Source organism: Methanosarcina sp. UBA411 (assembly GCF_002495725.1).
In the GTDB taxonomy this organism is placed as follows: Archaea; Halobacteriota; Methanosarcinia; order Methanosarcinales; family Methanosarcinaceae; genus Methanosarcina.
In genome coordinates, this window is record NZ_DAGK01000034.1 from 126,264 (window position 1) to 153,044 (window position 26,781).

Annotated in this window: 19 protein-coding genes; 16 read left to right on the plus strand and 3 right to left on the minus strand. The window is 41.4% G+C overall.

Going from position 1 to position 26,781, the window contains the following annotated elements; translation table 11 throughout:
• The first annotated feature begins 13 nt into the window (after window positions 1-13).
• The 5 genes from BP861_RS13865 to BP861_RS13885 all read left to right on the plus strand — a co-directional run bounded on the left by BP861_RS13865 (window position 14) and on the right by BP861_RS13885 (window position 4,105).
• Window positions 14-1,690: an NADH-quinone oxidoreductase subunit C gene (locus BP861_RS13865; protein WP_292376511.1), complete on the plus strand. Its 1,677-nt coding sequence runs from the start codon at window positions 14-16 to the stop codon at window positions 1,688-1,690.
• 10 nt (window positions 1,691-1,700) lie between these two features.
• On the plus strand, window positions 1,701-2,219 hold the full coding sequence (locus BP861_RS13870) for an NADH-quinone oxidoreductase subunit B family protein (protein WP_292376513.1): 519 nt from the start codon (window positions 1,701-1,703) through the stop codon (window positions 2,217-2,219).
• 17 nt (window positions 2,220-2,236) lie between these two features.
• On the plus strand, window positions 2,237-2,740 hold the full coding sequence (locus BP861_RS13875) for a class I SAM-dependent methyltransferase (RefSeq protein WP_292376515.1): 504 nt from the start codon (window positions 2,237-2,239) through the stop codon (window positions 2,738-2,740).
• Window positions 2,741-2,783: 43 nt separating this feature from the next.
• Window positions 2,784-3,179, plus strand: coding sequence for a hypothetical protein (locus BP861_RS13880; protein WP_292376517.1), 396 nt, complete (start codon window positions 2,784-2,786; stop codon window positions 3,177-3,179).
• A gap of 140 nt (window positions 3,180-3,319) precedes the next feature.
• Window positions 3,320-4,105 (plus strand): helix-turn-helix transcriptional regulator, encoded by a 786-nt coding sequence (locus BP861_RS13885; RefSeq protein WP_292376519.1) that lies wholly within the window; start codon window positions 3,320-3,322, stop codon window positions 4,103-4,105.
• Window positions 4,106-4,151: 46 nt separating this feature from the next.
• Here BP861_RS13885 and BP861_RS13890 read toward each other — a convergent pair whose 3' ends face one another.
• The 3 genes from BP861_RS13890 to BP861_RS13900 all read right to left on the minus strand — a co-directional run bounded on the left by BP861_RS13890 (window position 4,152) and on the right by BP861_RS13900 (window position 10,863).
• On the minus strand, window positions 4,152-4,526 hold the full coding sequence (locus BP861_RS13890; protein ID WP_292376792.1) for a response regulator: 375 nt from the start codon (window positions 4,524-4,526) through the stop codon (window positions 4,152-4,154).
• The gene (locus tag BP861_RS13895) at window positions 4,498-7,590 is read right to left on the minus strand and encodes a response regulator (protein WP_292376521.1); all 3,093 of its coding nucleotides are present in this window, start codon (window positions 7,588-7,590) and stop codon (window positions 4,498-4,500) included. The genes BP861_RS13890 and BP861_RS13895 overlap by 29 nt, the downstream gene beginning before the upstream one ends.
• A gap of 426 nt (window positions 7,591-8,016) precedes the next feature.
• The gene (locus BP861_RS13900; RefSeq protein ID WP_292376523.1) at window positions 8,017-10,863 is read right to left on the minus strand and encodes a cation-translocating P-type ATPase; all 2,847 of its coding nucleotides are present in this window, start codon (window positions 10,861-10,863) and stop codon (window positions 8,017-8,019) included.
• 709 nt (window positions 10,864-11,572) lie between these two features.
• On the opposite strand from BP861_RS13900, the gene mtaA reads away from it, so the two are divergent.
• The 11 genes from mtaA (at window position 11,573) to BP861_RS13960 (ending at window position 26,679) form a co-directional block, all read left to right on the plus strand.
• The gene (gene mtaA, locus BP861_RS13905) at window positions 11,573-12,592 is read left to right on the plus strand and encodes a methylcobamide:CoM methyltransferase MtaA (protein ID WP_292376525.1); all 1,020 of its coding nucleotides are present in this window, start codon (window positions 11,573-11,575) and stop codon (window positions 12,590-12,592) included.
• 310 nt (window positions 12,593-12,902) lie between these two features.
• Window positions 12,903-14,522 carry a methylamine methyltransferase corrinoid protein reductive activase gene (locus BP861_RS13910; protein ID WP_292376527.1) on the plus strand — a complete coding sequence of 540 codons (1,620 nt, stop codon included), beginning with the start codon at window positions 12,903-12,905 and terminating at the stop codon, window positions 14,520-14,522.
• Between the two features lie 146 nt (window positions 14,523-14,668).
• Window positions 14,669-15,853, plus strand: coding sequence for a GTP-binding protein (locus BP861_RS13915; protein WP_292376529.1), 1,185 nt, complete (start codon window positions 14,669-14,671; stop codon window positions 15,851-15,853).
• 391 nt (window positions 15,854-16,244) lie between these two features.
• Window positions 16,245-16,799, plus strand: a complete 555-nt coding sequence (locus BP861_RS13925; RefSeq protein ID WP_292376531.1) for a TATA-box-binding protein — start codon at window positions 16,245-16,247, stop codon at window positions 16,797-16,799.
• 746 nt (window positions 16,800-17,545) lie between these two features.
• Window positions 17,546-17,680 carry a hypothetical protein gene (locus tag BP861_RS13930; protein ID WP_292376533.1) on the plus strand — a complete coding sequence of 45 codons (135 nt, stop codon included), beginning with the start codon at window positions 17,546-17,548 and terminating at the stop codon, window positions 17,678-17,680.
• A gap of 264 nt (window positions 17,681-17,944) precedes the next feature.
• A complete protein-coding gene (gene mtaC / locus BP861_RS13935) occupies window positions 17,945-18,721 on the plus strand; it encodes a methanol--corrinoid protein MtaC (RefSeq protein WP_292376534.1) in 777 nt (258 codons plus the stop codon).
• 13 nt (window positions 18,722-18,734) lie between these two features.
• Entirely contained in the window at window positions 18,735-20,120 is a 1,386-nt protein-coding gene (gene mtaB / locus BP861_RS13940; RefSeq protein ID WP_292376536.1) for a methanol--corrinoid protein co-methyltransferase MtaB, read from the plus strand.
• 52 nt (window positions 20,121-20,172) lie between these two features.
• Window positions 20,173-20,757, plus strand: coding sequence for an acetate uptake transporter (locus BP861_RS13945; RefSeq protein WP_292376538.1), 585 nt, complete (start codon window positions 20,173-20,175; stop codon window positions 20,755-20,757).
• 445 nt (window positions 20,758-21,202) lie between these two features.
• Window positions 21,203-22,135 (plus strand): cation diffusion facilitator family transporter, encoded by a 933-nt coding sequence (locus BP861_RS13950; RefSeq protein ID WP_292376540.1) that lies wholly within the window; start codon window positions 21,203-21,205, stop codon window positions 22,133-22,135.
• A gap of 452 nt (window positions 22,136-22,587) precedes the next feature.
• Window positions 22,588-24,600, plus strand: coding sequence for a hydantoinase/oxoprolinase family protein (locus BP861_RS13955; protein WP_292376542.1), 2,013 nt, complete (start codon window positions 22,588-22,590; stop codon window positions 24,598-24,600).
• Between the two features lie 153 nt (window positions 24,601-24,753).
• Window positions 24,754-26,679 carry a hydantoinase/oxoprolinase family protein gene (locus tag BP861_RS13960; protein WP_292376544.1) on the plus strand — a complete coding sequence of 642 codons (1,926 nt, stop codon included), beginning with the start codon at window positions 24,754-24,756 and terminating at the stop codon, window positions 26,677-26,679.
• The last annotated feature ends 102 nt before the right edge of the window (window positions 26,680-26,781 follow it).

Consider the following 26,781-nt stretch of genomic DNA (forward strand, 5'->3'; position numbering starts at 1 on the left):
GGGAGGCAAAGAGATGATGAATTCAAACAAAAACACAGTAAGTTCCCTAATCCCGGCAGGCCTGCAATTAAGAGAGGATTACCAGATTCCAGTGAATTCTACACTTCTGGCGACTCAGTACGCTACGGATTTAATCGTCAACATTGCAGGCAAAAAGCCACAAATCAGGAGGGGAAAAAACAATGAATATTATATTCCTCTTGGAGAAGAAGAGTTTTTAAAAACCGTACTTTCGCTTCCCGAGAAGGGTTTTGTGCTGATAAGCCTGTTCTGTGTCCAGGATTTTGAGGAAAGCCCTGATTTTACTCTTTTTTATATTTTCAGGCTTAATGGTTTTACTGATGTATTTGCTTTTATGCGGTTTGTCAGGATGGAAACTACTTCTATTGCCACGGTTTTCCCTTCAGCCTGCTGGTACGAACGTGAGGTCCGGGATGGCTTTGGAATAGAATTTACGGATGCTTTTGACAAAAGAAGACTCTTTTTACATGAGGCATATCCAGAAGGCTTTCACCCTCTCCTAAAATCCTTTAAAAATGAAAAAATCCAGAGTGTCGAAGACCCGGAGGAAGCATATCCTTTCAAACAGGTAGAGGGCGAAGGCGTGTACCAGATCCCGGTCGGGCCTGTTCATGCAGGAATTATTGAGCCTGGGCATTTCAGGTTCAGCGTGATTGGAGAGCATATTTTTAATCTTGAAATCCGGCTCTTTTACAAACACCGGGGAATAGAAAAACTTGCCGAGGGAAAAAGCCCTTCTGCCTGTGTCCCGATTGCTGAAGTCATAAGTGGGGATGAAACCGTTGCCAATGCAGTTGCCTTTTGCACGGCCGTCGAAAAAATTGCGGGAATCGAGATTCCGACCAGAGCGAGCTATTTAAGGGCTATTTTTCTAGAACTGGAACGTATTTACTCGCATATGAGTGATCTCTCGGGCATGATTACCGATATAGGGTTCCCGACAATGACAACGCCTTTCCTAATCTTCCGTGAAAATATTTTCAGGCAAAACGAGTTTCTTACAGGCTCCCGATTTATGAGAAACGTCATAGATCTAGGAGGTGTAAAAAAGGAGATTTCAGGCGAGGCTCTTTCAAAACTCAACCTTTATTTGAAAACATTCGTACCGCAATTAGAATCCGCGATTACAGCTGTCCATGCTTCCTCTTCCATTATTGACAGGTTTTCAACAACCGGGATTTTGAAAAAGAAACTGATTGCTCCGCTTAATCTTACAGGCCCTATTGCCCGGGCGGCTGGGACTTCTTATGATGTCCGGCTTGACCATCCATATGGTATATACAAAGACATACCTCCGGAAAGATCGATTAAAACCGCAGGCGATGTCCTTTCCAGGTTTGAGGTTAAAGCCGAAGAAGTTCTGAACTCAGTTTCCCTGATCCAGAAGCTTATAGCGTTAATTCCGAAAGGCGCAATTACCGCCGAAAATACAGGGTTTGCGATTTCAAATATCCCTGATGGGTACGCCCTTTCAATGGTTGAAGCTGCACGGGGACAGAACCTGCACTGGGTTTATATCAGGAACGGGCTAATTGACCGCTACAAGGTGAGAACTGCTTCTTTCTGCAACTGGCAGTCCATAGAACATGCAGTGCTCGGGAATATTGTTCCTGATTTCCCCTTGATCAATAAGAGCCTTAATCTTTCCTATGCAGGAACCGACCTCTGAGGTGAAATGAATGGTAAATCCTCTGATGTATGTTTTCCGCCCAAAAGTAACGGAAGAATTTAAGTTTTCAGACACTGAACTTGACGCTCTCGGCTCCGAAATGAAAGCGAAAATTAACAAAGTTTTCGGGCACAGCCTTGCAATCCGCGAACTGGATTCAGGCAGTGACAATTCAACCGAGCTTGAGATTTCAAACCTCGGAGCCCCGCATTATGATGTTGAAAGATTCGGGATCTCTTTTGTGGCTTCTCCAAGGCATGCTGATGTCCTGCTGGTTACAGGTGCAGTCACCCTGAATATGGCCAAAGCCGTTCTAAAAACTTATGAAGCCATGCCCTCCCCGAAATTCGTGATCGCAGTCGGAGACGATGCCTGCAATGGCGGGATTTACAAAGGCTCTTATGCCGTACTTGGAGGAGTTGACAAAATCCTGCCTGTGGATATAAAAATTCCTGGGAACCCTCCCTCTCCGAAAGAAATTCTGCGTGGGATCTTTGCCCTAGTAAAAAATAAGGAAAATGAAAACTGAAATCATTAGAATATTAAATGATTTTAGAAAATGGCAGATTGGATATGCAGGCCGAGAGAGACATTTCACACCGAGAACTAAAACTTTCAGTTAAACAGGTTGAATCTCTGGGATATTACGACTTTATGAGTTATCTGGGAGTGCCCTATTATCATGTAGGTGACCTTACCTCTACCAAAAAACTTGCTGAATTGTGTAGGATTGACTCTACGAAAAAAGTCCTGATGGCTGGATGTGGGACCGGTTTTTCTGCTTGTTACCTTGCTAGAGAAATCGGCTGTGAGGTAGTAGAAATTGATATTGAGGAACTTTCGATTGAGAAAGCAAAAGAAAAGGCAAAAAGACAGAAAGTTTCAGATAAAGCAAAATTCAGAGTAGGGGATGCTCATGCCCTCCCCTTTGAAGCAGAAACTTTCGACGCCTTGAGAACAGAGTTTGCGTCCCAGTTTTTGGATAGTGAAAGAGCTTTCAAAGAATTCGCAAGGGTTCTGAGGCCGAGGGCTTATGTAGGGATAAACTAAATGTATAGAGAAAAGGAGATTCCTGCTAAAGCCGCCAAAGAAATTGATCAAGCCGAAAAAAATAATTGGAGAAATAACAGGGCTTCCTTTTTCCCCGTTGCCACCTGAAAAATGGAAAGAAGAACTTCAAAGAGCAGGCCTGAAAGATGTTAATGTAAGAATATACAAACATATCCGGTACCTTCAAGAGACAAAATACATGGCAGAAGCGATGGGTGGAACCTGGAGCTTTGTAGAGTACCTTATAGACACGATCTTGAAAATGACAAAGTACTACCTCTTAAGCAAAAAGATTCGATACCGGTTCAAAAGACTGGAAGAAAGCAAAAAAATCCTCCTCCGAAAAAAATCAACCTCAAAATATGTGGGTTATGTATTAGCTACGGGAAAAAATAAGTTTTTTTTTGGAAAAAAATATAAAGGATCAATTAAAAAGTAGCGCAGTAATGTTGAGAGAAATTCCTTTAAAGTTCTTCTGGAGAGAAAAAGAATTTTTGCTAACTCAGGCCGCTTTCTGAAAAGAAATAAAGGGGAAATATCTCTTCTAAAATTAAAAATTTCCCGGGGAGATGGAACAAAATGAAAATATCACTTATTGATCTGGCGTTTCTTTCAGAAAAAAGGAAGGATGTATTACTTCTGCTAGAAGAAGGGCCAAAGACCGGAGATGAAATAAAAACCGCCCTCAACGTCAACTCGACATCGATCATGCCCCAGATCAAGAAATTAAAAGAGGGACGCCTGATAGTACAGGACGATAGAAACACCTATAGGCTCTCGGGGATGGGAGAGATAGTAGTTGAAAAGATGGGGCCTTTGCTGAATACCGTCAGGGTTTTTGAGGAGAATTACGATTATTGGATAAACCATGACTTTACCGCAATTCCCGAATCACTCCTTAACAGGATTGATGAATTAGGGAACTACTTCATGCTTGAACCAGACCTTAACCGGCTTTTTGAAATACCTGAAGATTTTAGAAGTAACCTTCTTGAGTCAAGGCGCATAAAGATGTTTCTTTCATATTTCAATCCTCTCCATGTTGAAATGTACTTGGAACTTGCAAAAAAAGGAGCTGAAATATGTCTTATCCTCACAGAACCCGTTTTTGAGAGGATGAAAGCGGATTACTATGAGGATCTGAAATTTCTTGTAGAATCAAAAAATGTTGAAATTTACATTTGTGACAAAAATGTAACCCTCAAAGATGTAGTGACAGAGCGTTTCTGCTCACTTGTGCTTTTCGACAAAAAGGGAAAATTTGACCATCAACGCCTGATGAGTTTTGACGAGAGCGCACTTAAATGGTGTGAAGAACTTTTTTTGTACTATAAAGACCAATCCATACAATTGGAGAAATTATAAAGAGAAACTATAACCAGCCCCTCTGAAGTTAATTATCCTTCTGAAGTTAAGATGAGTCTTCTCCCAGATATTTATCGATCATCGCCCTGAACTTGTGGATATCTATGGGTTTGGAGACATAATCCACGCAGCCCATTTCTATGAAATGTTCTTCACTGCCTTTCATGGCATGAGCTGTAACTGCTATGACGGGGATATCTGCAGTCGTAGGATTTTTCTTAATTTGATCGAGAACCTCAAGTCCATCCATCTTCGGAAGTTGCATATCCAGCAGAATAATATCGAATTTTTTTTCAGCAAGGCGTTCTAGAGCCTTTATCCCGTCTTCGGCTTTAGTTATGTTATATCCAGAGAATTCCAGAAGGTCCAGAATTAGTTCCATATTCATGGGATTATCTTCGACAATCAGGATCTTTTTCATCATTACGCCTCTTCAGCATAACTAATTGTTCTATTCTATTAATTAACTCTTTTCTTCCGAAAGTGCCTTTTTTCAGAATAGAAATAAGGTGCCCTTTCAGCTCACTGTTCAATTCTTCGAGATTCTTTTCGGTAAGCTCTCCGGAAGTGCATACAATAAGAGGAATATCTTTTGTGCGTACATCGGCCCTCATGCTGGATATAACATCAAATCCGTTAATTTCCGGCATCATGAGGTCAAGAATCAGAATATCAGGCTGCGGCTCAGAGAAAAGCTTTTGCAATCCTTCTCTTCCGCTGTAAGCTTTTATAGCCTCGTAGCCCTCAGGCTCAATCATCGAACTTAGCAGTTCTACAGTATTTTCATCATCATCTACTATAAGAACTTTAGGATATTCGAACCGAAACTTCCCGGTAATTTCTCGGAGAGAATTTACCAGTTCAATTCTTTTTACCGGCTTTGCAAAGGAGTAGGTTGCTCCGAGGGCAATTCCAAACTCGTTATTGTTGGTCATGGAAATAATAAGCACAGGTATGGAAGCCGTGTAAGGGTCATTCTTTAGCTGCCTCAGGACAAGCCAGCCATTAGTATCCGGTAGGAAGACATCCAGGGTAATAATATCGGGTTTCAGGCTCTTTGTAACCTCTAAAACTCTTTTCCCACTATAAAGGAGAGCTACACTATATCCTGCGTCTTTAAGGATAACGGAGAGGAGTTCACTGGAACTTTTGTCATCATCAACTATCAGAATAAGTTCTTGCTTAGTATCTCCCTTTTCAGGAAGACAGATTTCGGGAAGCTCTATTTCCTCCTGCAAATCCTCTATATTTTCTTTTACGGAAAGGGCGGCTGCTTTGCTCATCTCAAATTCTATGATTACATCTTCGAGTCCAATCTCGCTGGCTTTCCTGAGCTCCAATGGTTTCCTGAGAGGAAGTGCAAAGGTAAAGTTACTGCCCTTTCCAGGATCGCTCTCAACCCAGACATCTCCTTGATGCAAGTCCACGATTTTCTTCACAAGAGCAAGCCCAAGCCCTGTGCCGCAATACTGCCGTGTTGTTGATGCATCGAGCTGGGTAAAAGGCTGGAAAAGCTTTACCTGGTCTTCAGCAGAAATGCCTATACCGGTATCTATGACTGAAATAAGTGCCCTGTTCCCACTTTTTTTGCAATATATCGAGACCTTTCCACCGTTTGGAGTAAATTTTATTGCATTGCTTACAAGGTTGTAAAGAATCTGAATTAAGCGTCCTCTATCGGCCTCAAGAGTTTTAAAATTGGACTCGATATTAAAAGTTACTTCAAGAGATTTTACCTGTATAAGAGGAGAGAGAACGGCTTTGACTTCTTCGAAAACAGAATCGATCGAAAATTCACTGTAGTGAAGCTCCATTTTCCCGGCTTCCACTTTTGAGAGATCGAGGATGTCATTTATAAGTACCAGCAAATGTTTCCCACTGGTAGAAATGTTGCTTACGTATCGGAATTGCTTTTCGTTAAGCTCTCCGAAAACCTTCTCAAGAAGAATATCCGAAAAGCCTATAATGGAATTCAGAGGGGTTCTCAACTCATGGCTCACGTTTGCAAGGAATTCGCTCTTAGAGTTATTCGCTTCTTCAGCTTCTAATTTTGCCTGAATTAATTTTTCTTCCGAATGCCTGTGTGCGGTAATATCAAGCCCTGTTTTCAGAATTCCGGTAATCTTGCCGTCTTCGTTCTTTATAGGAATTGCAGTTACCATCCAGACCTTCCCGTCCTGTGTAACTACTTCCCCAAACTCTTCATTCCCGGATTCTAGTACTTTCAGTACAGGAGATTTGCTCAAGTTTTCTTTATATAAAATATGCAGATCTTGATAATGGCGCCCGAGAACGTTATCCATATTCATCATGCCCATGTGGTCAAGAGCTGCTTTATTTAACCAGATAATTTCCAATTCAGAATTCATAAAGATTACAATTTCACTGAGAGAATCAAGGATTAGCTTTTTTTCATGTTCCTGGACTTTAAACTCATCAGAAGTAGTTCTCAGGCGGTCAAGGGTCTGGTTTATTCCTTCAGACAGCCTTGAGAGCTCATCATCCCCATCCATAGAAAATCTTCCGGAGAAATTCTCATTCAGTCTTACTTTCTCCACAAAATTATTAATTGCAACGATTCGGGATGAGACTTCCTTATCAAGGAGAAACTTGCAACTTGCCCCAATAATAAGGCCTGCGAACAAAAGGAAAAACACTATGTATCGAAGAGCCTTTTGACTCTCGGCATAGATATTGCTGTCTGCATCAGTCTGGATTACAATAGCCTGGCTTCCAGAAAGATCCTCAAGCATGGAATAACAGGTAACGCGTTCTCCGGTTACCGTATATATAAAGTTTGGACCAGGATTTTCAAAAAAAGCCTGCTGAAAATCCGACGGTGCATTGTTAAAACTGTAAAACGTAAATGCAATTCCTGTATTTTCTTGGTCAGATTCTATAAAGCTTGAATCAAGATATTTTCCAAGAATGATTGTACCTGAACTTTCTTTATTCTCGGGTGTAGCGAGCACAGGCTGGCTGGAGATTACTATAGGGCCGTTTTCCAGTAGGAACAGACCTTTTAAAGGAGTTTCAGCCCCTTTACAGAGGAAACTGCCGTCATTAATTCTCTGACGGACTTCGAGAAGAGGGGAAACGTTAAGAGTGGAAGCATTAGTAGAGGGCTCAGAGTCCGAAATTTCAGAATATACAATATATCCTGAATTATTTACAAGAAAAATAAAATCACACCCACTAATGGAAAAAATGTCACCGAATGTAGTTCCATTGAGATTTTGAGGCTGTTGATTGAACATTAAAGCCCTAACATCATCTCTTGAAGAGAGAGCAGAATTGACCTCCTCAAGCTGTAGAATCTGAAAGTCAATTATGTCCTTTACCTTTTCTGCATTGTCAGCTGCCTCTTTTTCCTGCATGTCGGAAAAACTGGAATCAAGAATGCTCTGGGACGCAAAAATAACAACTGAAATGAGGAGAGCAAAGATGATATAGATAATAACAAGGATCTTTCTACTAACGTTCATTCTTTAAGCTCGTTGCCAGGTCTCAGGTCAATTAAGCCTGGAGATAGGATGGGTCAGGATGTAGGCTAGGATCTTGATTAGGGTCTGCAGGGAAGTGTATAAGATAATAGTAACAGATGAAATAAATTGGAATCTATATAAAAGTTTTCAATGAGTATTCATAATAAATTATATTTCTGGATATAAAATAAGAGGTTAATAGTTCCTATTTCTCAATTAATAACTTATAATTCACTTTATTAAAATAATTAGGCATAAAAAGTAATTAATAATAAAATAATACTGAATTTAGAAAACAAAAATAAGATTCATGGTTAAACATTTTCATATAGAAGGAAATATTTTAGTGCCCATTTGATTTAACAATTAGAACTGGATGATCAGATTTAGTTCGCTATTAAAGGAATCTGACAGTTCAACTTTAATTTACCACTTAAGGTATCTGGTTACCCAGCTTACATTTCTTCTCAGTAGATATTTTCTTAATTCGTCGACTCCGAGCAATAAAATTGCAAAAGGAATAGCAAAGAGCAGATATCTGAGATCAAGGGGATGAGTATTGAAAATAAGGTTTGCCGACGGATTCCAGATAATTAATGCGAGAATTATGAGTTCAGTTGCAATCCCTACCAGAACCATACGATTACTAAATAATCCCAGTGTGAATACTGACTGGAACCGGGTTCGGGAAGCGAAAACATTAGCAATCTGGCATATAATTACTGCGGAAAAGAAAGCAGTTATTGACTGCATATAAAGGAGATTGTTGTTTGCAAGCTGCTCGCCAAAATTCCATCCCCCTTCAAAAAGTACAGCAAAGTAGCAAAAAAAGCCTGCAATAGCTTCTATGGGTCCTTTTATCCCATAAGCTGTAAGGAGCACCTGAGGAGTTAATAGTTTTTCAGTTCTGGGTCTTGGAGGTCTTTTCATAATATCCTCTTCTCCTTTTTCCTCCCCAAGAGCAAGCGCAGGCAACATATCTGTACCAAGATCAATTGCCAGAATAAGCTGTACTGGCATAGGAAGAGGCAGGGCAAAAAGGATGAAAGCTATATAAGGTAGAACTTCAGGAATAGTGTGGGTAATAATATACACAATGAACTTTTTTATGTTATCAAAAACAGTTCTGCCCTCCTCTATAGCGTTCACAATAGTAGCAAAATTATCATCAAGCAGTATCATATCCGCAGCTTCACGAGCAACATCTGTGCCGCTGCCCATAGCGACTCCCATATCCGCATTCTTGATTGCAGGAGCATCGTTGACTCCGTCACCTGTCATGGTAACGATTTCCCCTTCGGCCTGGAAAAGCTGTACGATTTTCAGCTTTTGTACAGGAGAAGTACGGGCAAACACAATGCTCGGATTTTTTAATCTTGAAGCAAGGTCTGCGTTTGAGAGCGTAGCCAGCTCGTCTCCGGTAATAATCTCAAGGTTTCCAGCATTTGCAAGTCCTACATCCTTTGCTATTGACTCTGCAGTAACCGGGTGATCACCTGTGATCATGACAACTTTGATCCCGGCTGTATGACATTTTGCAATAGCTTCTCTGGCTTCAGGGCGTGGAGGATCTACAATTCCTACAAATCCCAAGAAAATAAAATCCTCTGTATATTCCTTTAGCTCTTCTATCTGCCTGTACGCAAGGGCAATAACCCGTTCTCCTTTTTTTGCAAGGCTAAGATGCTGATCAAGAAGCTCTTGTTGCTTATTTTCATCCAATTTCCTGATTTCTGAATCTAAGGATAAACTGCACATTTTCACAACTACTTCCGGGGCACCCTTGAGATAAACTTCAAGTTTTCCTTCAGGAGTCCGGCAGATAACTTCCATTCTTTTGGTACGCGAATCAAAAGGGAACTCTTCTAACCTTGGATAATCACTCTGGAGTTTTTTTATATCTTCTATACTATTTGCAAAAACAAGAAGTGCTCCTTCAGTCGGGTCACCGGTATACCCTGGAGGTGACTCACTAAGTTCCGCATTATTGCAAAGGCCTGCAACTCTTATGAAAACAGATGACAATTTTTCAGGATCCCATACAGGTTTTTCTGTAATGCAAACTCCTTCTGTTCCTAAATCTGCAATTTCTTCAGCAGCAACCTTGTTTTTACTTTCTTCTGTCTCCTGCGTTGCAGTTTTTTTCAGAGAACTGAGAGAGTATTGAAGAACAAGGCATTGAAAACCGATCATAAGAGTATTAACTGCCATCCTGTTCTGAGTTAGAGTCCCAGTTTTGTCAGCGCAGATGACAGTAGTCGAACCTAGAGTTTCTACTGATTCCAGCTGTTTTATGAGAGCATTCTGCGAAGCCATTCTTCTGGAAGCAAGGCTCAAGGCAAGAGTAACTGTGGGTAAAAGTCCTTCGGGAACATTGGCAACTATAATTCCAATGGCAAAAATAAGGCTTGCAAGAAATACATTCTGAAGAAAAAATGCAAGTATAAAAAAGATTACTCCCATAATCACAGCAATCGCGGATATAACCTTTATGAAATGGTTGAGTTCTTTTCGGATAGGAGTATCCACGCCTGAGGTCTGTTGTGTGAGAGTTGCAAGGCTTCCAATCTGGGTATTATGTCCTATTCCAAAAATGATTGCCTTCCCGTTTCCACTCTGTACCAGAGTCCCTGAGAAAACCATGTTTCTGGATTCTAACATATTTGGATGAGTGTACTCCAAAGATCGAAGTTGAGGTTCTGATTCGCCGGTAATGGCTGAGTTATCAACTTTTAGAGCGTTAGTCTCAATCAAGCGTCCATCGGCAGGAACCTTATCTCCTTCCTCAAGAAGAATAATATCCCCTACAACAAGCTCTGATGCCAGAATATCTCTTACCTTACCTTCCCTCAGAACTCTGGCATGGGGTGGAAGAAGCTGCCGAAAGCTTTCCATTGTTTTTTCAGCCTGGTATTCCTGTATAAATGTAAAAGTTCCATTGAGAATTACAACGCCTACGAGAGCAATTCCTATATACAAATTTCCCTGCCCGGGATCAAGGTATTCTCCGATGAGAGATAGAATGGCTCCTACAGTCAACAGGATGGAGAATAAATTCCGGAATTGCCGAAGATATTTCTTTATTATGCTCTCTTTTCCTGTTTCTTCGAGAATATTGGCTCCACATTCTTTGAGCCTACTGGAAGCTTCCTGCTCGCTAAGCCCGTTTTCGTCAACGTTTAGTTCTTCAAAAAATTCTGTAATCGGAATACTATGTTCGTTCCCCTGGGGAGAACAAATCTTGCCGTTGCCGCCAGTTAGATTCTTCCCCATTGAATCCCTGTGTGATTCAATGTAATATAAGAATAAGAAGCTTGACATGGGAGCTGAAAACCATTTTGAAATCTAAAGTAAGAGAGGAAATGACGTTTGATACATACCAGATCAGATGTGATCTATTACCGTGATAAAGTGAAAAAAGGTAGGCAACTAGATTAGCACAAAAATATAGAACAATGAAGTCAAAAATTATGACCAGGTTTATTAAAAAAATATTAAAAAAAAATTCCTGACAAATAGCTTTTATAAGTTGTTAGCTAAAAGAAATATCTACATTTTAATATAAGTGTAAGGAGCCTGAGAATGTTTTTGCTACCAGGATCTTCACATCTGCTCGGGAGAGGCAGAAAAAAGAATAAAAAATATTATTAATTCTTAGGCTAGACCTATGATTTTTAACTGTGTTTCTAGGCTAGACCTATGATTTTTAACTGTGTTTCAAGACTCTGGAATTCCTTTCCAGAGAGTGAAACATTTTGAATTGAAAAGGTCTATATAATATTGACAAGTAGATATTAAAATAATAATAATAAAAATAGATGTAAATCGAGCTTTGTAGAAAACCCTATCTAAATCAGCTACAATAGGCTGAAAATAAGAAAGTAAAAACAGGTAAAGCTATTCAGTTCAAATTAATTAAAATTCTTTATTTCAGAGAATTTCTACAGAGCCATAAATCGAGAAAATAAAAAAGGTATAACTTATGAGCGAATTTACACTTAAAACGAGACTATTAGCTGCCCTTGAAGGCAAGCCTGTTGACAAAGTACCTGTTTGTTCCGTGACCCAGACAGGAATTGTAGAACTTATGGATGAAGTAGGAGCTGCCTGGCCTGAAGCCCACACAAACCCTGAACTTATGGCAAAGCTGGCAATTGCCAACTATGAGCTCAGCGGACTTGAAGCTGTAAGACTTCCCTACTGTCTTACCGTGCTCGTTGAAGCAATGGGCTGTGAAATCAACATGGGTACCAAGAACAGGCAGCCTTCTGTCGTAGCCCACCCCTACCCCAAGAGTCTAGATGACGCAGCCATCCCCACAGACCTCCTGCAGAGAGGCAGAATTCCAGCAGTACTTGAAGCCATTAAGATTGTCAGGGAAAAAGTAGGTCCTGATGTGCCAATTATCGGAGGTATGGAAGGCCCGATTACAATCGCTTCTGACCTGGTAAGTGTAAAATCTTTCATGAAATGGTCCATTAAGAAAACTGACCTCTTCGAACAGGCTCTTGATCTCTCCACAGAAGCTGCAATCATTTATGCAAACGCAATGGTTGAAGCCGGTGCAGATGTTATCGCGATTGCAGACCCTGTAGCTTCCCCTGACCTCATGAGCCCGGACAGTTTCAGACAGTTCCTCCAGTCAAGGTTACAGAAGTTTTCCGCCAGCGTTAACTCCGTGACTGTACTTCACATCTGTGGAAAAGTTAACGCAATCCTCAGTGATATGGCAGACTGCGGTTTTGAAGGGCTCAGCGTAGAAGAAAAGATCGGCACCGCAAAAGTAGGAAAGGAACTCATTGGAGACAGAGCAAGGTTAGTAGGAAATATTTCCAGTCCTTTCACTCTGCTGCCTGGACCTATTGACAAGATAAAAGCTGAAGCAAAAGAAGCTCTTGAGGGTGGAGTCGATGTACTGGCACCAGGCTGTGGTATTGCACCCATGACCCCTCTCGAGAATATTAAAGCCATGGTCGCAGCAAGAGACGAATTCTACGCCTGAAAAGGCAATAAAATCCTTTATTTTTTTCACGAGCACATTCCGGAACTCTAAATCATTTAGGTCTTCTGCAGAATTGTGTTCCATTTTCATATTTTTTAATTTTAGTAGCCGGAGTGTATACTCTAGAGCCAGGACCTTAAAGGTTGTGAGTTGAGGAGCATTAATCCAAAAAATGATTCAGGATAAATAGCTTCATAATTTACTTAGCAGAGACTTATTTAAATTTATTGAACATTCAAAGTTATAAAATTCAAAATATATGAAGTAAATCAGTTAAAGAATCTTAAACTTTTTTGGAGGAGGTTAAGATATGAGAACAGGAATTGCAATTGACTTGGGAACCAGCGGTTTTAGAGCCCAAAAAATTGACTTAGAGACCGGTGAGATTAAGAAAACCGTCATAACGCTGAGAAACCCCCTGCCCGGAGCAAATGTAATGGACCATCTTGACTTTGCAATCCATTATGGGCTTGATAAAGCTCACGGGCTCTCAGCAACCGCAGTAAAGAACATTCTTGATGAACTTGGAGTGAGTCTTGCAGAAATGGAAAAATTCGCAATCTGCGGAAATCCAATTCAGCTTTCCATCTTTCAGGGTATTCCAATCGAGGATCTGGCATACGCCGGGGAGCGTAAAAAGCAAAAATACCACATAGAAGAGCAAAACAGGGATGCCCGCATAATACCTCTGGCCGAGATAGAGGGATTTGAAGAAGCTACAAACTGTAAACTAGTTGTACCCCCGGCAATTAAACACGAAGTCGGAGCCGACGCGCTTGCTCTTATTGTAAAGGCCGGCATGATTGAGAGTAATGAGATCGCGATTGCAACTGACTACGGAACAAATGCCGAAATGGCTCTTAAAGCAAATGGCGTTATATACACAGGTTCGGCTGCCGCAGGTCCCGCTCTCGAAGGTCAGGAGATAGAATACGGGTCCATTGCTTCCCCCCATACAATCTCTGATGTGGAATTTGAGGGAGAAAACCTGCGCTGCTACGTACTTGATCGTGACATGAAAGCTACCAGGGGAGACCTTGTAAATCCTAAAACAGGGGAAGTCGTGGAAAAAGGGGAACTCACTGCAAAAGGCATCACAGGTACTGGAGTTATTGCCCTTATAGAGGCAGGCATAAGAAATAAATTAATCACGCTGCCAAAGATTCAGACCCCGGGTGGCGTTATCCACCTCCAGGACGGAATAAAATTCACGAATAAAGACCTTATTGAAGCAGGGAGAGCCATAGGAGCAATTCGAGCCGGGCATATTACACTCTGTGCCGCTGCAGGCATAGACATAGAAGAACTGCAAACCGCTCACATGTCAGGTGCGGCAGGCACTTATATGGATGCTGCAAAGGCACATAAAGTGGGAATGATCCCTTACAATGTGAGTTATGTTTCCCAGATAGGAAATACTTCCCTGACCGTTGCCAAAGAAATCCTGCTCTCTGAAGACAGGCTCTGGGAACTACAGGCAATTTCAAAGGAAATAGTGGGCACTCATGTAATGTTTGCAACCTCCGAAGCTTTTAAGGAAGCTTATATGCTGGAACTTGCTTACTGGAACGAAGGCATGGCTTTCAAGATGCTTCAGAAGTTCCTGAAAAAGAAAAAACTACCTATAATTGGCGAACCGTCTGCTATTATCAAAATTGACCGCCAGGTTGAAAGGGATATTCCAGAACTCGGAGAAGAAGGGCTTGAAGTACTTGAAAGGGTCGGGACTTACCTTACCATGATAATTAAGGAATGTGAAGGCTGCCATAAGTGCGTAAAGGTCTGCCCTAACGGAGCCCTGAGAATGGAAGAAAATGGAGCCGTGAAAATAAGGACTGACCTTTGTGATGGGGCAAATTGTCAGCGCTGTCTGCACGCCTGCCCTGATGACAGATTTAAATGGGAAAATTTGACAGTTTCAGGAAAGTAAAAAGGGTAAGCTTATTGAGACTAAAAACGAATAAAGAAGAAATAAGCAATAACCGATAGCAATAAGCAAGCAGCAGTAACTAATAAGCAAGTAGCAGTTAATAAGCAGTAATCAATAAGCAAGAAGATACCAAGGGAGGAAAAAACGTGCAGGTCGTTGTGGTGGGGGGATTTCTGGGAAGCGGGAAAACCACCACTATTATTAATATGGGCAAATACCTGGCCGAGAAAGGTAAAAAAGTTGCCATTATCGTGAACGAGATCGGGGAAGTCGGCATCGACGGAGATGTAATAAAGAAGTTTGGATTCGATACGAAAGAGATCACAAGCGGATGCATCTGCTGTTCCCTGAAAGTAGGGTTAAGGACAACAATGAACCTCCTTGTAAAAGAATATAAGCCAGACATTATAATGATCGAGCCCACAGGAATTGCTTTTCCACATGTTATCAGGAACGAAGTCGAGCTTATGAACCTAGGCGAAGAAGTGAGAATCGCTCCTCTTGTGACCCTGATTGACGGCAGTCGTTTCAAGCACCTGATGAAAGAAGTAAAAGAATTTGCCATGAGGCAGATCATTGATGCGGAAATTCTCGGAATAAATAAGATAGACCTGATAGAACCTATCCGACTTTCAATCCTCGAAGCCTCGGTCCAGCAACTGAATCCAAAAGCCAAGGTAGTCTTGCTTTCAGGAAAGGACACAGGCGAAAGCTTTGAGAATTTCATGCGAATAGTGCTTCCGGATCTTGAAGAATTATCAGAAAGAGCTCCAAGAGCTGAAATAACTAAAAAAACTGAACCCTTTGAAGCAAAATCTTCTAAAACCGAACCTTCTGCACCACAGGAGACCGAAAGTTCGATCGAAGCCTCAAAAGTAGGCAGTTATTCTGCAGAGTTTGCGGTTGAAAACGGGGATTTCAGTACCGAAGCTGCCAGGGAATTGACAACCGAACTGATGAACACAATAAAAGCTAAGGTACTTCAACTAAATCCTGAATTCGTAGGACACATTAAACTTTTCCTGGACAACGGATCAGAAACCGTGAAACAGAGCGTTACAGTATATTACGAAGAACCCCAGGAAGATGTAATTAAATCAAAGGAAGGAGCTGCCCCTACCCTCAAAATACTTTCAGCAGTCTCAAACGTTGACAAGGAAGCTGTTAAAGCTGCTGTAAATAGTTCGGTACAGGAAGTCTTTGAGAGAAAGCAAATAAATGTTAATAAAATCGAGCCGGAACATAACCACGAACATGAGCACCATGAAAAGCATAAGCATGGGGATCAGGCGCACGTACAGAGAGTTTCGAATATCAAAAGCAAAGACTAAGAGAAAGGAATTTCCTAATTTAGTTAACCTTTATAGTTTTTAGTGAGGCAAAATTTATTTTCCTCACCTTTTTAATTAATCTTCCTAATTTAATTAACCGTTGTAGTTATAATTGATCTTCGTAAAACTACCTATATAGTACTGAACCAACTTGTTGCTCCATTCCAGGGCACTTGGAGTACAACTCGTAATCTTCCTGTGATCGAATTCTCCGTCTCTTCCGAAATCAAAGTCATTTTTCAGTCTATTAGGTTGAAATCAATATAAATAGACCGATTTTTCAATGATTATAACGTTTGATTTATACATTTTGTTTAATACACACCGCTTTTAAACCATTTTCTGTCTTAACCGACAATCACATCTATAGTACATTTAAGATATGTGTTGCATGGAGTCCACAGTAACTATAGAGAATGTGGTGGCATCCACCACCTTGGCAGAAGAGTTCGATCTGGAAAAAATAGAGGCTGAGCTAGAGAGAGCAGAATATAACAAAGTGAAGTTTCCCGGCTTAGTCTACAGAATTGATAATCCTAAGGCTGCCTTTCTAATATTCACTTCTGGTAAAGTAGTCTGCACCGGAGCCAAGAACATTGAAAATGCTTGTACGGCTATAATCAATCTGGCTGACACGCTCAAAATTATAGGTTGCGAGAAGATAGATCCAGAACCCAAGATTCATATTCAGAACATTGTAGCCTCAGCCGATCTGAAGACAAATGTGAACCTGAACGCTCTTGTTATAGCCCTTGGAATGGAGAATGTCGAGTACGAGCCAGAAGTATTTCCTGGGCTTGTTTACAGGCTTGAAGCTCCTAAGGTAGTAGTGCTCATATTCAGCTCTGGAAAGCTGGTAATCACAGGTGGCAAATCTCCTGAAGACTGCGAGGAAGGCCGGAGGGTCATAAAGACAGAGCTTGAGAATCTAGGACTTCTTTATTGAACCTTTGGGGAACTAGAAAACAAGAACGATCTATACCACGATCCTTCGGGAAGGATTAAACTCTGGAAGGAAGAGAGTTTCCAGTATAGGACAATCGTGACCTAACATGCGAAAAGATTATATATAATAAAAGGTCAACGGCCCTTGTCTTGAAGGGAAACTTCAGAGAAAGAGAAAAATTACTCTTTTCAGCCATTTGAAGAAACCTGAATCTAGATTAGCAGCAGAATTTCGAACAGTTACAAAGAAATCTGCTTAGGAAGAAAGTAAAGACAGAGACAGAATAAACTGTAAGGGAAATAGTTCGCCTCTGTTCAAAAAAAGTTGAAAAACGGCAAAAAAAATCGAGTATGAATGAACTTAAGGGCTATTAAAAGCTCTGAGATCCGGAAGTTCTCACGTCTTTCTCACAGGAAGAAAATAGGAAAATTTGTGGGAATAACTGAAAAGGACTTTAATTTCACTTGTGTTCCCTAAAAAATGAACTTTAATCACTTCATTTTGCCTGTTTCAAATTTCCAATAAAAACAAATCTACTTGATAACCTCTGCACTTAAAATAAAAACCTCCATATCTTCACTCTCTGCAATCAAAAATCTCCTTAAAGGGAGAACAATCAACCAATAAATTTTGATCCCATTGTTTAAATTAATGAGGATTAAAAAAAACTTCTCTTTTATAAAATCACTTGCAGGGAAAATTGGGATGAGAATTATAAAATTATAGTAATTCAAAAATTAGCATAGGTGAAGGTATATGTAATAAAATCTAAATGTGATTTGCAAGTGCATCCCGGAATAATAAAGGAAGTACACCTGTCAGAATTAACTGGAAAAAAAGATTCTTTTAGCCAGGAAACAGAAAAAATAGAAGAGCTTTGAACCTGGAAACTTAAAATCCCATTGAAAAGAGCTTGAAAAATGGGAGAAAAGGATTAAAATCCAGTCTATTGAATGACCAGTACACCACAAGGAAGTTATCCAAACCCCTCAATGAAAGGGATTCGATCTTGGAGGTTTCGAATTCCTTGACATTGTATTCAAAAAGTGTCCGGTAAAAAACGCATAAAAACTTCAGGGAGATGTAACTTGCAGGGTCAACGATCTGAGCAATCCGAGATCCTATTACTAAATGGAGGTTAAAATATGTTGGATTTGAAACTGGAAGACATCGATGGCATATTAGTACGCTACAACGTCGCCCTTGAAAAAGAAATGACCCCCGACGAAGCAGCAGAAGAGCTTTATCCCAAAGATGAACTCATCTACACGGTTGCAAAAGCAATCTATGAGGGTGAAGAAGATGATGTGGTTGACGCACTCCAAGCCGCAATCGATGCAGGCAAGAAGCCAATCGACCTTATTGATGATGCCCTGATGGTAGGAATGGGAGTTGTAACCCAACTCTACGACGATGGTATCATTTTCCTGCCAAACGTTATGATGTCCGCTGATGCGATGCTGGCAGGTATCGATTTTTGTAAGAGCCAGACCACCGAAGTTCCTGAGCCAAAGGGCAAGGTTGTATGCCATGTTGCAGAAGGTGACGTCCATGACATCGGAAAGAACATTGTTGCTGCCCTTCTGAGAGCAAACGGCTACGAGGTAATTGACCTTGGAAGAGATGTTCCTGTAGACGAAGTAATCGCTGCAGTTGCAAAAGAGAAGCCGATGATGCTCACAGGTACTGCCCTCATGACAACCACCATGTATGCATTTAAGGAAGTTAATGACAAGCTCCTTGAAAAGGGAATAAAGATCCCATTTGCATGTGGTGGCGGTGCTGTGAACCAGGACTTCGTGTCCCAGTATGAACTTGGAGTTTATGGTGAAGAAGCTGCAGATGCCCCCAAGATTGCTGATGCAATTGTTGCAGGTACTACAGATATAACAGCATTAAGAGAGGAATTCCACAAACACTGAGGAGGGAGCAAAAATGGTAAAAAAATACACTTCAATGGCTTACGCTAACGCAGATGAACTTATTTTCGGAAATTCAAAGTTCCCTGTAAAAGCAGGGCTTGGCCTTGAGATCGGTGGAGGTTACACATCCCCCGAAGTCAACTATGCCCCAAGACCTGGAGCCGGCGCATCCAAAGAAAAGCTCATAAAAGAGTACGAGAGGATCACCACCGACATTATGTCAAGGATGGTTCAAATCGGAGCTCCCTCTGTTGTGCTTGAAACTGAACACGTTCAGCAGATGTCCAACAACCCTGAATGGGGAGGAGCTGTTGCACATGCCCAGAAGACCATTATGGAAGAGTATCATGATGAATATGGCATAAAATGTGCACTCCGCCACACGATTGGTGATATCCGTGAAGACCGTGACTACCTTCAGCTCAGAGGAGACAAGTACAGCACCTTTATGGAAGCTTTTGAAGAAGCTGCCAAGAATGGTGCCGACCTGCTTTCTGTTGAGAGCATGGGTGGTAAGGAAATCTTCGACTACTCTATCCTAAGAAACGACACTGCAGGTATTCTCTTCGGAATAGGTGTACTCGGTAGCATGGATATGGAAATGGTCTGGAAAGACATTTCAGACATTGCAAAGAAGACCGGAACTGTTTCTGCTGGTGACACTGACTGTGCACAGGCAAACACTGCAATGTTCATTGCAGGCGGCCTGCTTGACAAGAACCTTGCCCACACAACTGCAATCGTTGCAAGGGCAATCTCTGCAGCAAGATCCCTCTGTGCATATGAAGCAGGTGCCATTGGCCCTGGAAAGGACTGCGGTTACGAGAACAGCATCATAAAGGCCATTGCAGGTGTTCCAATAACTCAGGAAGGTAAGACCTCAACCTGTGCCCACTCTGATCTGATGGGTAACCTGGTCATGCAATGCTGTGACCTCTGGTCAAATGAGTCTGTAGAGTACCACGGTGAATTCGGCGGTACAACTGTCCAGTGCTGGTCCGAAACCCTGGCATACGACTGTTCCATGATGAACGTTGCCCTTCAGACCGGAAAAGCAAAGGATCTCAGAGATATTCTTGTGCTCTCTGACAAATACAGGGACCCACAGGGCTATGTGCTTGCTTACGACAACGCCTATAAGATAGGACAGGCTATCGCAAAGGATGGAGAGAACAACTACCTCCGTGCAAAGAATGCAGCAATCGAATGTTGCAATATCGTCGAAGAAGGAGCCAGCTCCGGCAAGCTCAGACTTACAAGATTCGAAACAAATGCTCTTTCAAAGGTTAAAGCCGACCTTGAAGCCCTCACCGACGATGCTGACCAGTTCATGAGTGATAACCTGACGAAGTTTAAACAAGAAGTTGCAGTTTTCAAACCAGAAAACTACGGGCTCTAAGCCCTAAACTTCTTTTTTAATTTTTTTGGAAAAACTGGCTTCAGGTGAAACCATGAGCGAAAACGTAGGAACTGCTACCGTAATAGTTGACAAGACTGCAAATGCTGCACCCCTTGGTTTTACCGGCCTGGGCCTTGCAGCAGTCCTGTTGAGTCTTAGCTACATAGGGGTATACCCTGTAGAGTCAATGATCGTTTCCATGGCAATATTTCTGGGTGGGTTCGCCCAGGTGTTTGCAGGAATTATGTCCTGGAAAAAAGGAGATATTTTTGCAGGGACTGCATTCTCCGCTTTCGGCCTTTTCTGGTTCTCACTGGCAGGATTGCTTGTTATGCCGGCAATCGGCTGGGCTGAGGCTTCGTCCGGAACTGCTATGGCCGCGTATCTCTTTATCTGGGGTGTTTATACCTTTGTTATGCTGATCGTTACTATGAGAATAGGAGTCCGTGCCCTCCAGTTTGTCTTTGTTACATTATTTTTGTTATTTATGTTGCTTGCTGTTGTAAACGCAACCGGCAGTACAGGGTTGCTTGTAATAGCTGGCTATGTAGGACTTGTTATGGGCCTTGGAGCTCTTTATACAGCTCTTGGCATGGTAATGAATGAAATCCACGGAAAAACTGTAATCCCACTCTAATAGTAAAACAATTAGCATTTACTGAGTAAAACCCTCAGACACCTGAGGAAAAAACCTGTACCAACCTCAATATATAGGAAATCCTGAAATTGCAGGAAAAACAGAAAAACAGCTAAAAGCGATTCTTCAGGTAAGCACAGGTCTTAAGCCTGTGCTTGCCAATCCTCCCAATCAATCTTCCCAATATTATTGCATGAATGGCTAAATTCTGTATTGTGACCTCGTTAGAAAGATACAGGCATCTGAGGGCCTGTTCAATTTAGAAATAATATTTGTTTTAACCAAGCTTTTTTAAAAAAAGGCTTGAGCGAAAACTACTGCTAAATCTAAAACGTCATGACGACGTGATTACAAGCCTTTTTAAAAAAGGCTTGAGCAAAAAATCCCTAATTGATCGAAACCCGCTCGAAAGAAGATTGGAAAATTAATTAACGGTGAACTTCGAATGCAAGCGGATAAAAAGCTTGACGAAACCCACAAAAAAACCCGCAATAGATCTTATACAGGACTTGCTTTGAGTTTGATACTGACACTTTTCAAGCTGCTAGCCGGGATTTTGGGAAACAGTACTTTGCTTCTTGCCGATGCAATTCGTTCCTTCTCCGAATTCATCAATGAGTGTATAAAACTCCTGGATTTTTCAATTGGAAGCAAACCGGGGGATGAAAGTCACAACTATGGACATGGAAAAATCACAACCCTCTGCGTGGGAGCAGGGGCTTTAATTCTACTTTTTGCAAGTTTTCATACGATTTCCCTGAGTTCTGGGGAACTGCTCACGTTTTTGCAGAGTAAAGAGCCCGAGACTCCTGAAATCATTGCATTCTATGCCGCAATAACCGCCTTTGTATTAAGAAATATTATGGCTGTTTTGACAGGAAATCCTGAAGTACAGGTTAAAGAGGCTTCCTCAAAAGCTCATATCCCCGTAAAAGGTTTATCAATTACCCCAATAAAACGCTTATTAGTCATCCAGATAAAAGGATTATCAACTACTTCAATAAAAGACATACTAATATCCGGCTTTGTCATTTCAGGTATAGGATGCACGCTCCTGCCTGAAAAAAGCTTTGAAATAGCTGATTCTTTCGGTGCGCTTCTTTTAAGTCTCTATTTCCTTGGGACTTCAGGTGAACTTCTCTACAGGACTGCAAACGAGCTGATAGAAGACTCCCTTGCTGAGGAAAATAATCTTAGAATTAGGGAGAATATAAATGAAACTGAAAACGTCACGGGTTCCGGGGAACTTAAAACTCGCAGGGTAGGGAAGGGTATAGCAATCAATGCTAGTATCAATGTGAATAACTCCCTAAGTGTCCTAGAAGCCGCAGAAATAGCAAATATCGTAGAAAAAAGGCTGAAAGCAGCTTTTACGTAAGATATATACATACTAATAAAAATCGAATCAATTCCAAGAAATAACCAGAATTTCAAAAGCAAAGATAGATCCTCTAATGAGAAGAAAGGGGAAAAGGCAAGTTTATCTTAACAAAATTAAAACGTAGAAAAAATAAAATAATATGGTAATAATGGTGTGAAAGTACCAATGTGAAAACCGAAAGTTTGGAAGACAGCAAACTCATCGCTTTAGTTCTAGCAGCTATCCATTTAGCTACTACAAGATTTAACAGGTATCCAGGCTTTACGTATATGGGGTTTAAATCAGCACCTGGATTCAGAAAGATCTGAATCTTATCGCTTGCTAAAGAAAACTTAATTACCCGAATTTAAAAATGGTCTGGATTAAAAGTAGTCTGGATTAAGAACGATTTCGATTAAAAAATGGTCTGGAAATCCAGGAAGTTATATAATTCCCAAAAGAGGTTGAAAATGCACTTCAGTCTTGGAATCGATGCGGGAGGCACTTATACTGATGCCGTTATCATAAGGGATTCGGACGGATCCGTGATAGAATCCAGTAAAGCGCTGACTACCTACCCCGATCCCCTTCCCGGAATGAAAAACGCTATTGATGCGCTGAGTCCGGAGTATCTTAAAGATATTAAACTGGTATCCGTATCTACAACACTGTCAACGAATACCATCCTAGAAAGTACCGGGTTTCCTGTAGGACTAATCATGGTAGGGGATTATGTGATACCTGAGAAACTTCCTACAGACTACTGGGTAACGGTCTCTGGCGGGCATAATAGTGATGGGGAAGAGCTGAAGGCTCTTGGCCTCGATTCCGTAAAAGACTTTGCCCTTAAAGTAAAAGATAAAGTTTCGGCTTTTGCAGTTTCTTCATATTTCAGTAACCGCAACCCGGAACACGAGCTTGCTGTCAAAAAAGCCGTAAAGGAACTTACAGGGCACCCTGTGGTTTGCGGACACGAACTTTCCCAAGATCTTGGAGCCTATGAAAGGGCTATAACTGCATTCCTTAACGCCCAGCTAATTCCTATTACCCACAAGTTTATCCAAGCAATAGCTGAAGAGTTCGAAATCCGAGGTATAAATGCGAACCTATTGATGCTGAAATGTGACGGATCAGTTGTGGGAATAGAAGAGGCTCTGGAAAAACCCATTGAGACAATATTCTCAGGGCCTGCCGCAAGCCTTGTTGGGGCATCTCATCTTTCAGGACTGGACACATGTGCTATGATCGATGTTGGCGGCACGAGTACAGATGTAGCTATGATGGAGAATGGTCTTCCTCAACTCAGCAATTCGGGTGCCGTTGTTGGAGGCTGGCAAACCCGCGTAAAAGCAATCCGTATGGAAACCTCTGCAACTGGAGGAGACAGCCATGTCTGGGTAAAAGGCGACCGAATATATATAGGCCCTCGGCGGGTAACTCCACTCTGCCGGGCTTCAGTCATATACCCAGGTTTCAGAGAAAAATTGAAACGGAACAAGGTCGCAAAAGGATATCTTTGCGAGAGCATCCAAGTAACAAAATTTTATGTTAGAACCGGCTTCAGGCCTATAGAATTGAAAGCAGGAGAGCGAGAAATCTACGGGCATATTGGAAAAGAGCCTGTTTCCTTTGGGGACCTGCTCATAGCCCTGAAAAAACGCCCTTCTCCGTCAATGCTGGACTCATTAATCCAGAAAAGGTTAATCCAGGCAATTGGTTTTACTCCTACTGATGCCCTGCATGTGCTTGGAGAATATACCGAATGGGATGTAGAAGCTGCAACAATCGGAGCTTCTATGATTGGTAGAATACTGAAGCAAAGCCCAGAGGCTTTTAGTACGGAAGTAAAACGCAGGGTTGCGCGGAACATTGCCGAAGACCTTATTGCCTACCTTATAGAAGGGATGCCAAGAAACGAGATTGATAGGGTTCTTCTAGGAAGGAACTTTACCCGTTTTAGAGTTGAAATTCCTGTGGTGCTTCTAGGAGGACCTGTTAAAGCATATATTGAGGATCTGAAAAACCTGATTAATGCTGATATTATAGTTCCAGAACATGCTGAGGTAGGCAATGCTGTCGGAGCCCTTGTTGGGAAAGGAATTAAAAGAGTAGAAATTCTTATAAAAACAAAAGTTATTTCCAAGTCTCTTGAAGGTGAGGCTGGGGATATAATAGATTATGAAGCTCACGAGAAGTGTACTGCAGAAGGCATCATGCAGTATGAAACAAAAAACGAGTTCATCGTCTTTTCTCCATCTGAAAGAAAGAAATTTGAGATTTATAGTGAAGCCGTTGAGTATGCAGAAAAGCTTGGAAGGCAACTCGTTATAGATTATATGGTGAACGCAGGACTTCAAAAAGAGAACATAAAAATAGATGTAAGCCGTAGGCATCTGGCGCCAAGTGGTTGGGCTGATGTGCCCTTGGAAACAAAACTTGTTTTCGTAGGAGTAGGGATCCCGAGAACTACGACTACAGCCTGAGATGATAAAAATAATCAGGATATCAACAGCCGGATATTATAAACAAGGATATGCCTTGAGAAATAATTTTACGAATCCGGATAAAAAGGATGGTATACAGCTAAAAAAGGACATGAATTATGTATTATAAAGAAAAAATGGGGCTGTTTTTACATGCAATATAGTCTGGGTATTGACGCAGGCGGAACCTACACCGATACTGTAATTTTAAGAGATTCGGACAGCCGGATACTTGATTCCAGTAAGGCAATTACTACCTATCCGGACCTTATGATCGGAATTCGAAATGCAATTGATAAACTAAATCCTGAGTACCTCAGCAAAGTAAAACTAGTATCGGTTTCCACAACCCTGTCTACAAATACGATTTTAGAAAAAACAGGATATCCTGTTGGCCTGATCCTAGTAGGAGATTATACAGTCCCAAGGGAACTCCCGGCAGATTACTGTATTACTGTAAGAGGAGGACATGACAGCAATGGAGATGAACTTGAGCCTCTGGATCTTGCTGCCGTAGAACAGTTTGCAGTAAGCCTCAAAAAGAAAGTCTCTGCATTTGCTGTGTCTTCATACTTCAGCACAAGAAATCCGGAACATGAGCTTAAAGTAAAGGAGGTAATCCTTAAACTGACAGGGCATCCTGTGGTTTGTGGATATGAACTTTCTCAAGAACTTGGAGCTTACGAGAGGGCATCCACAGCTGTCTTAAATGCCCAGCTAATTCCTATAACCTATCAGTTTATCCATTCCATCACAGCCGAAATAAAGGAAAGAAACCTTGATGCGAAAGTCCTTATGCTGAAGTGTGACGGCTCGGTTATAGATATAAAGGGTGCAAAACTGCGCCCCATTGAAACCATATTCTCAGGCCCTGCTGCAAGTATTAAGGGAGCATCTCATCTCTCAGGACTGGACACATGTGCCGTAATCGATGTAGGAGGGACAAGTACAGATGTCTCCATGATTAAAAATGGAGTCCCTGAACTTTGTGAGAAAGGAGCAGTTGTCGGAGGCTGGCAAACTCGTGTAAAAGCAATAAGAATGGAGACTTCGGCAAATGGGGGAGATAGCCATGTGTGGTTCAAGAAATGCGTCAGAATAGGCCCGAGAAGAGTTATGCCCCTTTGCGTTGCTGCTGTACAATACCCCAACTTTAAGGAAAAACTGGAGAAGAATCCCGTACCCTTGAGAACCATGCTCAGTGAGCATATTCAGCCCACTAAATTCTTTATCAGGACTGGAGCAGAGCCTCTTAATCCCACAGAAAGCGAGAAAAAATTACTTGATGTTATAAAAGACGAACCTCTTTCTATCCATGAAATCTTAAATAAAATGAAGCGATTCCCCTCTCCAGCAGTCCTTGATTCACTTATTCAGCAGCGCGCAATCCAGACTATAGGCTTCACACCAACTGATGCCCTTCATGTGCTAGGGGAATATAGCGAATGGGATGTAGAAGCTGCAACAATCGGAGCCAAAAAGCTCTCGCGTTTTACTCAAATGGGAGTTCATGCTTTTTGCAAAAAAATAAAGCATCAAGTTGCAAAAAATATGGTTTACATTCTTATGTCCTTTATCATGGAAGGCAAGGGCAAAGAAGGAATAAAGAAAATGCTGGAAGGAGAAATTCCTGTCCAGTACAAATTAAATATTCCTATAGTCCTGATAGGAGGTCCTGTAAAAGCTTATTATGAAGAGATCAAGGCCCTCATTGATGCAGAGATTATAGTTCCTGAACAGGCCCAGGTAGGAAATGCAGTTGGAGCCCTCGTAGGAAAAGGAATTAAAAGAATTGAGATAATTATCAGGCCGTCCTCAATGGAAAATCCAGACGAGAATTTCCTGGTATTTACTCCTACAGGAAGGAAAAAGTTTGAGCAATATGGAATGGCAGTAGAGTACTCCCATAAAACTGGTGAAGAACTTATTCTGGATTCAATGAAAGATTTTGGACTTCCGGAAGGCTCAATAAAAGTAAACACAAGTATGGAATACCTTTCTCCACCTGGCTGGAAACATACGCCAATGGAAACAAAAATCATTTTTGTAGGAACCTGTATCCCCGGTATTTTTAATTAATTAAAAATAATATTGTTTACAATAAAGTTAATTAAAAAAGCCGAAAAAATGCTCAATATAGAGATGAACAGCCAATGGACCAGCCTGTCGGAAAGGAGGACC

Bases quoted from the DNA above. Each gene is read 5' to 3' on its own strand.
- mtaC (WP_292376534.1), top strand. From the start codon at position 17,945: ATGTTGGATTTGAAACTGGAAGACATCGATGGCATATTAGTACGCTAC.
- BP861_RS13925 (WP_292376531.1), top strand. From the start codon at position 16,245: ATGGAGTCCACAGTAACTATAGAGAATGTGGTGGCATCCACCACCTTG.
- BP861_RS13870 (WP_292376513.1), top strand. From the start codon at position 1,701: ATGGTAAATCCTCTGATGTATGTTTTCCGCCCAAAAGTAACGGAAGAA.
- BP861_RS13910 (WP_292376527.1), top strand. From the start codon at position 12,903: ATGAGAACAGGAATTGCAATTGACTTGGGAACCAGCGGTTTTAGAGCC.
- BP861_RS13895 (WP_292376521.1), bottom strand. From the start codon at position 7,590: ATGAACGTTAGTAGAAAGATCCTTGTTATTATCTATATCATCTTTGCT.
- mtaB (WP_292376536.1), top strand. From the start codon at position 18,735: ATGGTAAAAAAATACACTTCAATGGCTTACGCTAACGCAGATGAACTT.
- BP861_RS13885 (WP_292376519.1), top strand. From the start codon at position 3,320: ATGAAAATATCACTTATTGATCTGGCGTTTCTTTCAGAAAAAAGGAAG.
- BP861_RS13945 (WP_292376538.1), top strand. From the start codon at position 20,173: ATGAGCGAAAACGTAGGAACTGCTACCGTAATAGTTGACAAGACTGCA.
- BP861_RS13875 (WP_292376515.1), top strand. From the start codon at position 2,237: ATGATTTTAGAAAATGGCAGATTGGATATGCAGGCCGAGAGAGACATT.
- BP861_RS13960 (WP_292376544.1), top strand. From the start codon at position 24,754: ATGCAATATAGTCTGGGTATTGACGCAGGCGGAACCTACACCGATACT.
- BP861_RS13865 (WP_292376511.1), top strand. From the start codon at position 14: ATGATGAATTCAAACAAAAACACAGTAAGTTCCCTAATCCCGGCAGGC.
- BP861_RS13955 (WP_292376542.1), top strand. From the start codon at position 22,588: ATGCACTTCAGTCTTGGAATCGATGCGGGAGGCACTTATACTGATGCC.
- BP861_RS13950 (WP_292376540.1), top strand. From the start codon at position 21,203: ATGCAAGCGGATAAAAAGCTTGACGAAACCCACAAAAAAACCCGCAAT.
- BP861_RS13900 (WP_292376523.1), bottom strand. From the start codon at position 10,863: ATGGGGAAGAATCTAACTGGCGGCAACGGCAAGATTTGTTCTCCCCAG.
- BP861_RS13890 (WP_292376792.1), bottom strand. From the start codon at position 4,526: ATGAAAAAGATCCTGATTGTCGAAGATAATCCCATGAATATGGAACTA.
- mtaA (WP_292376525.1), top strand. From the start codon at position 11,573: ATGAGCGAATTTACACTTAAAACGAGACTATTAGCTGCCCTTGAAGGC.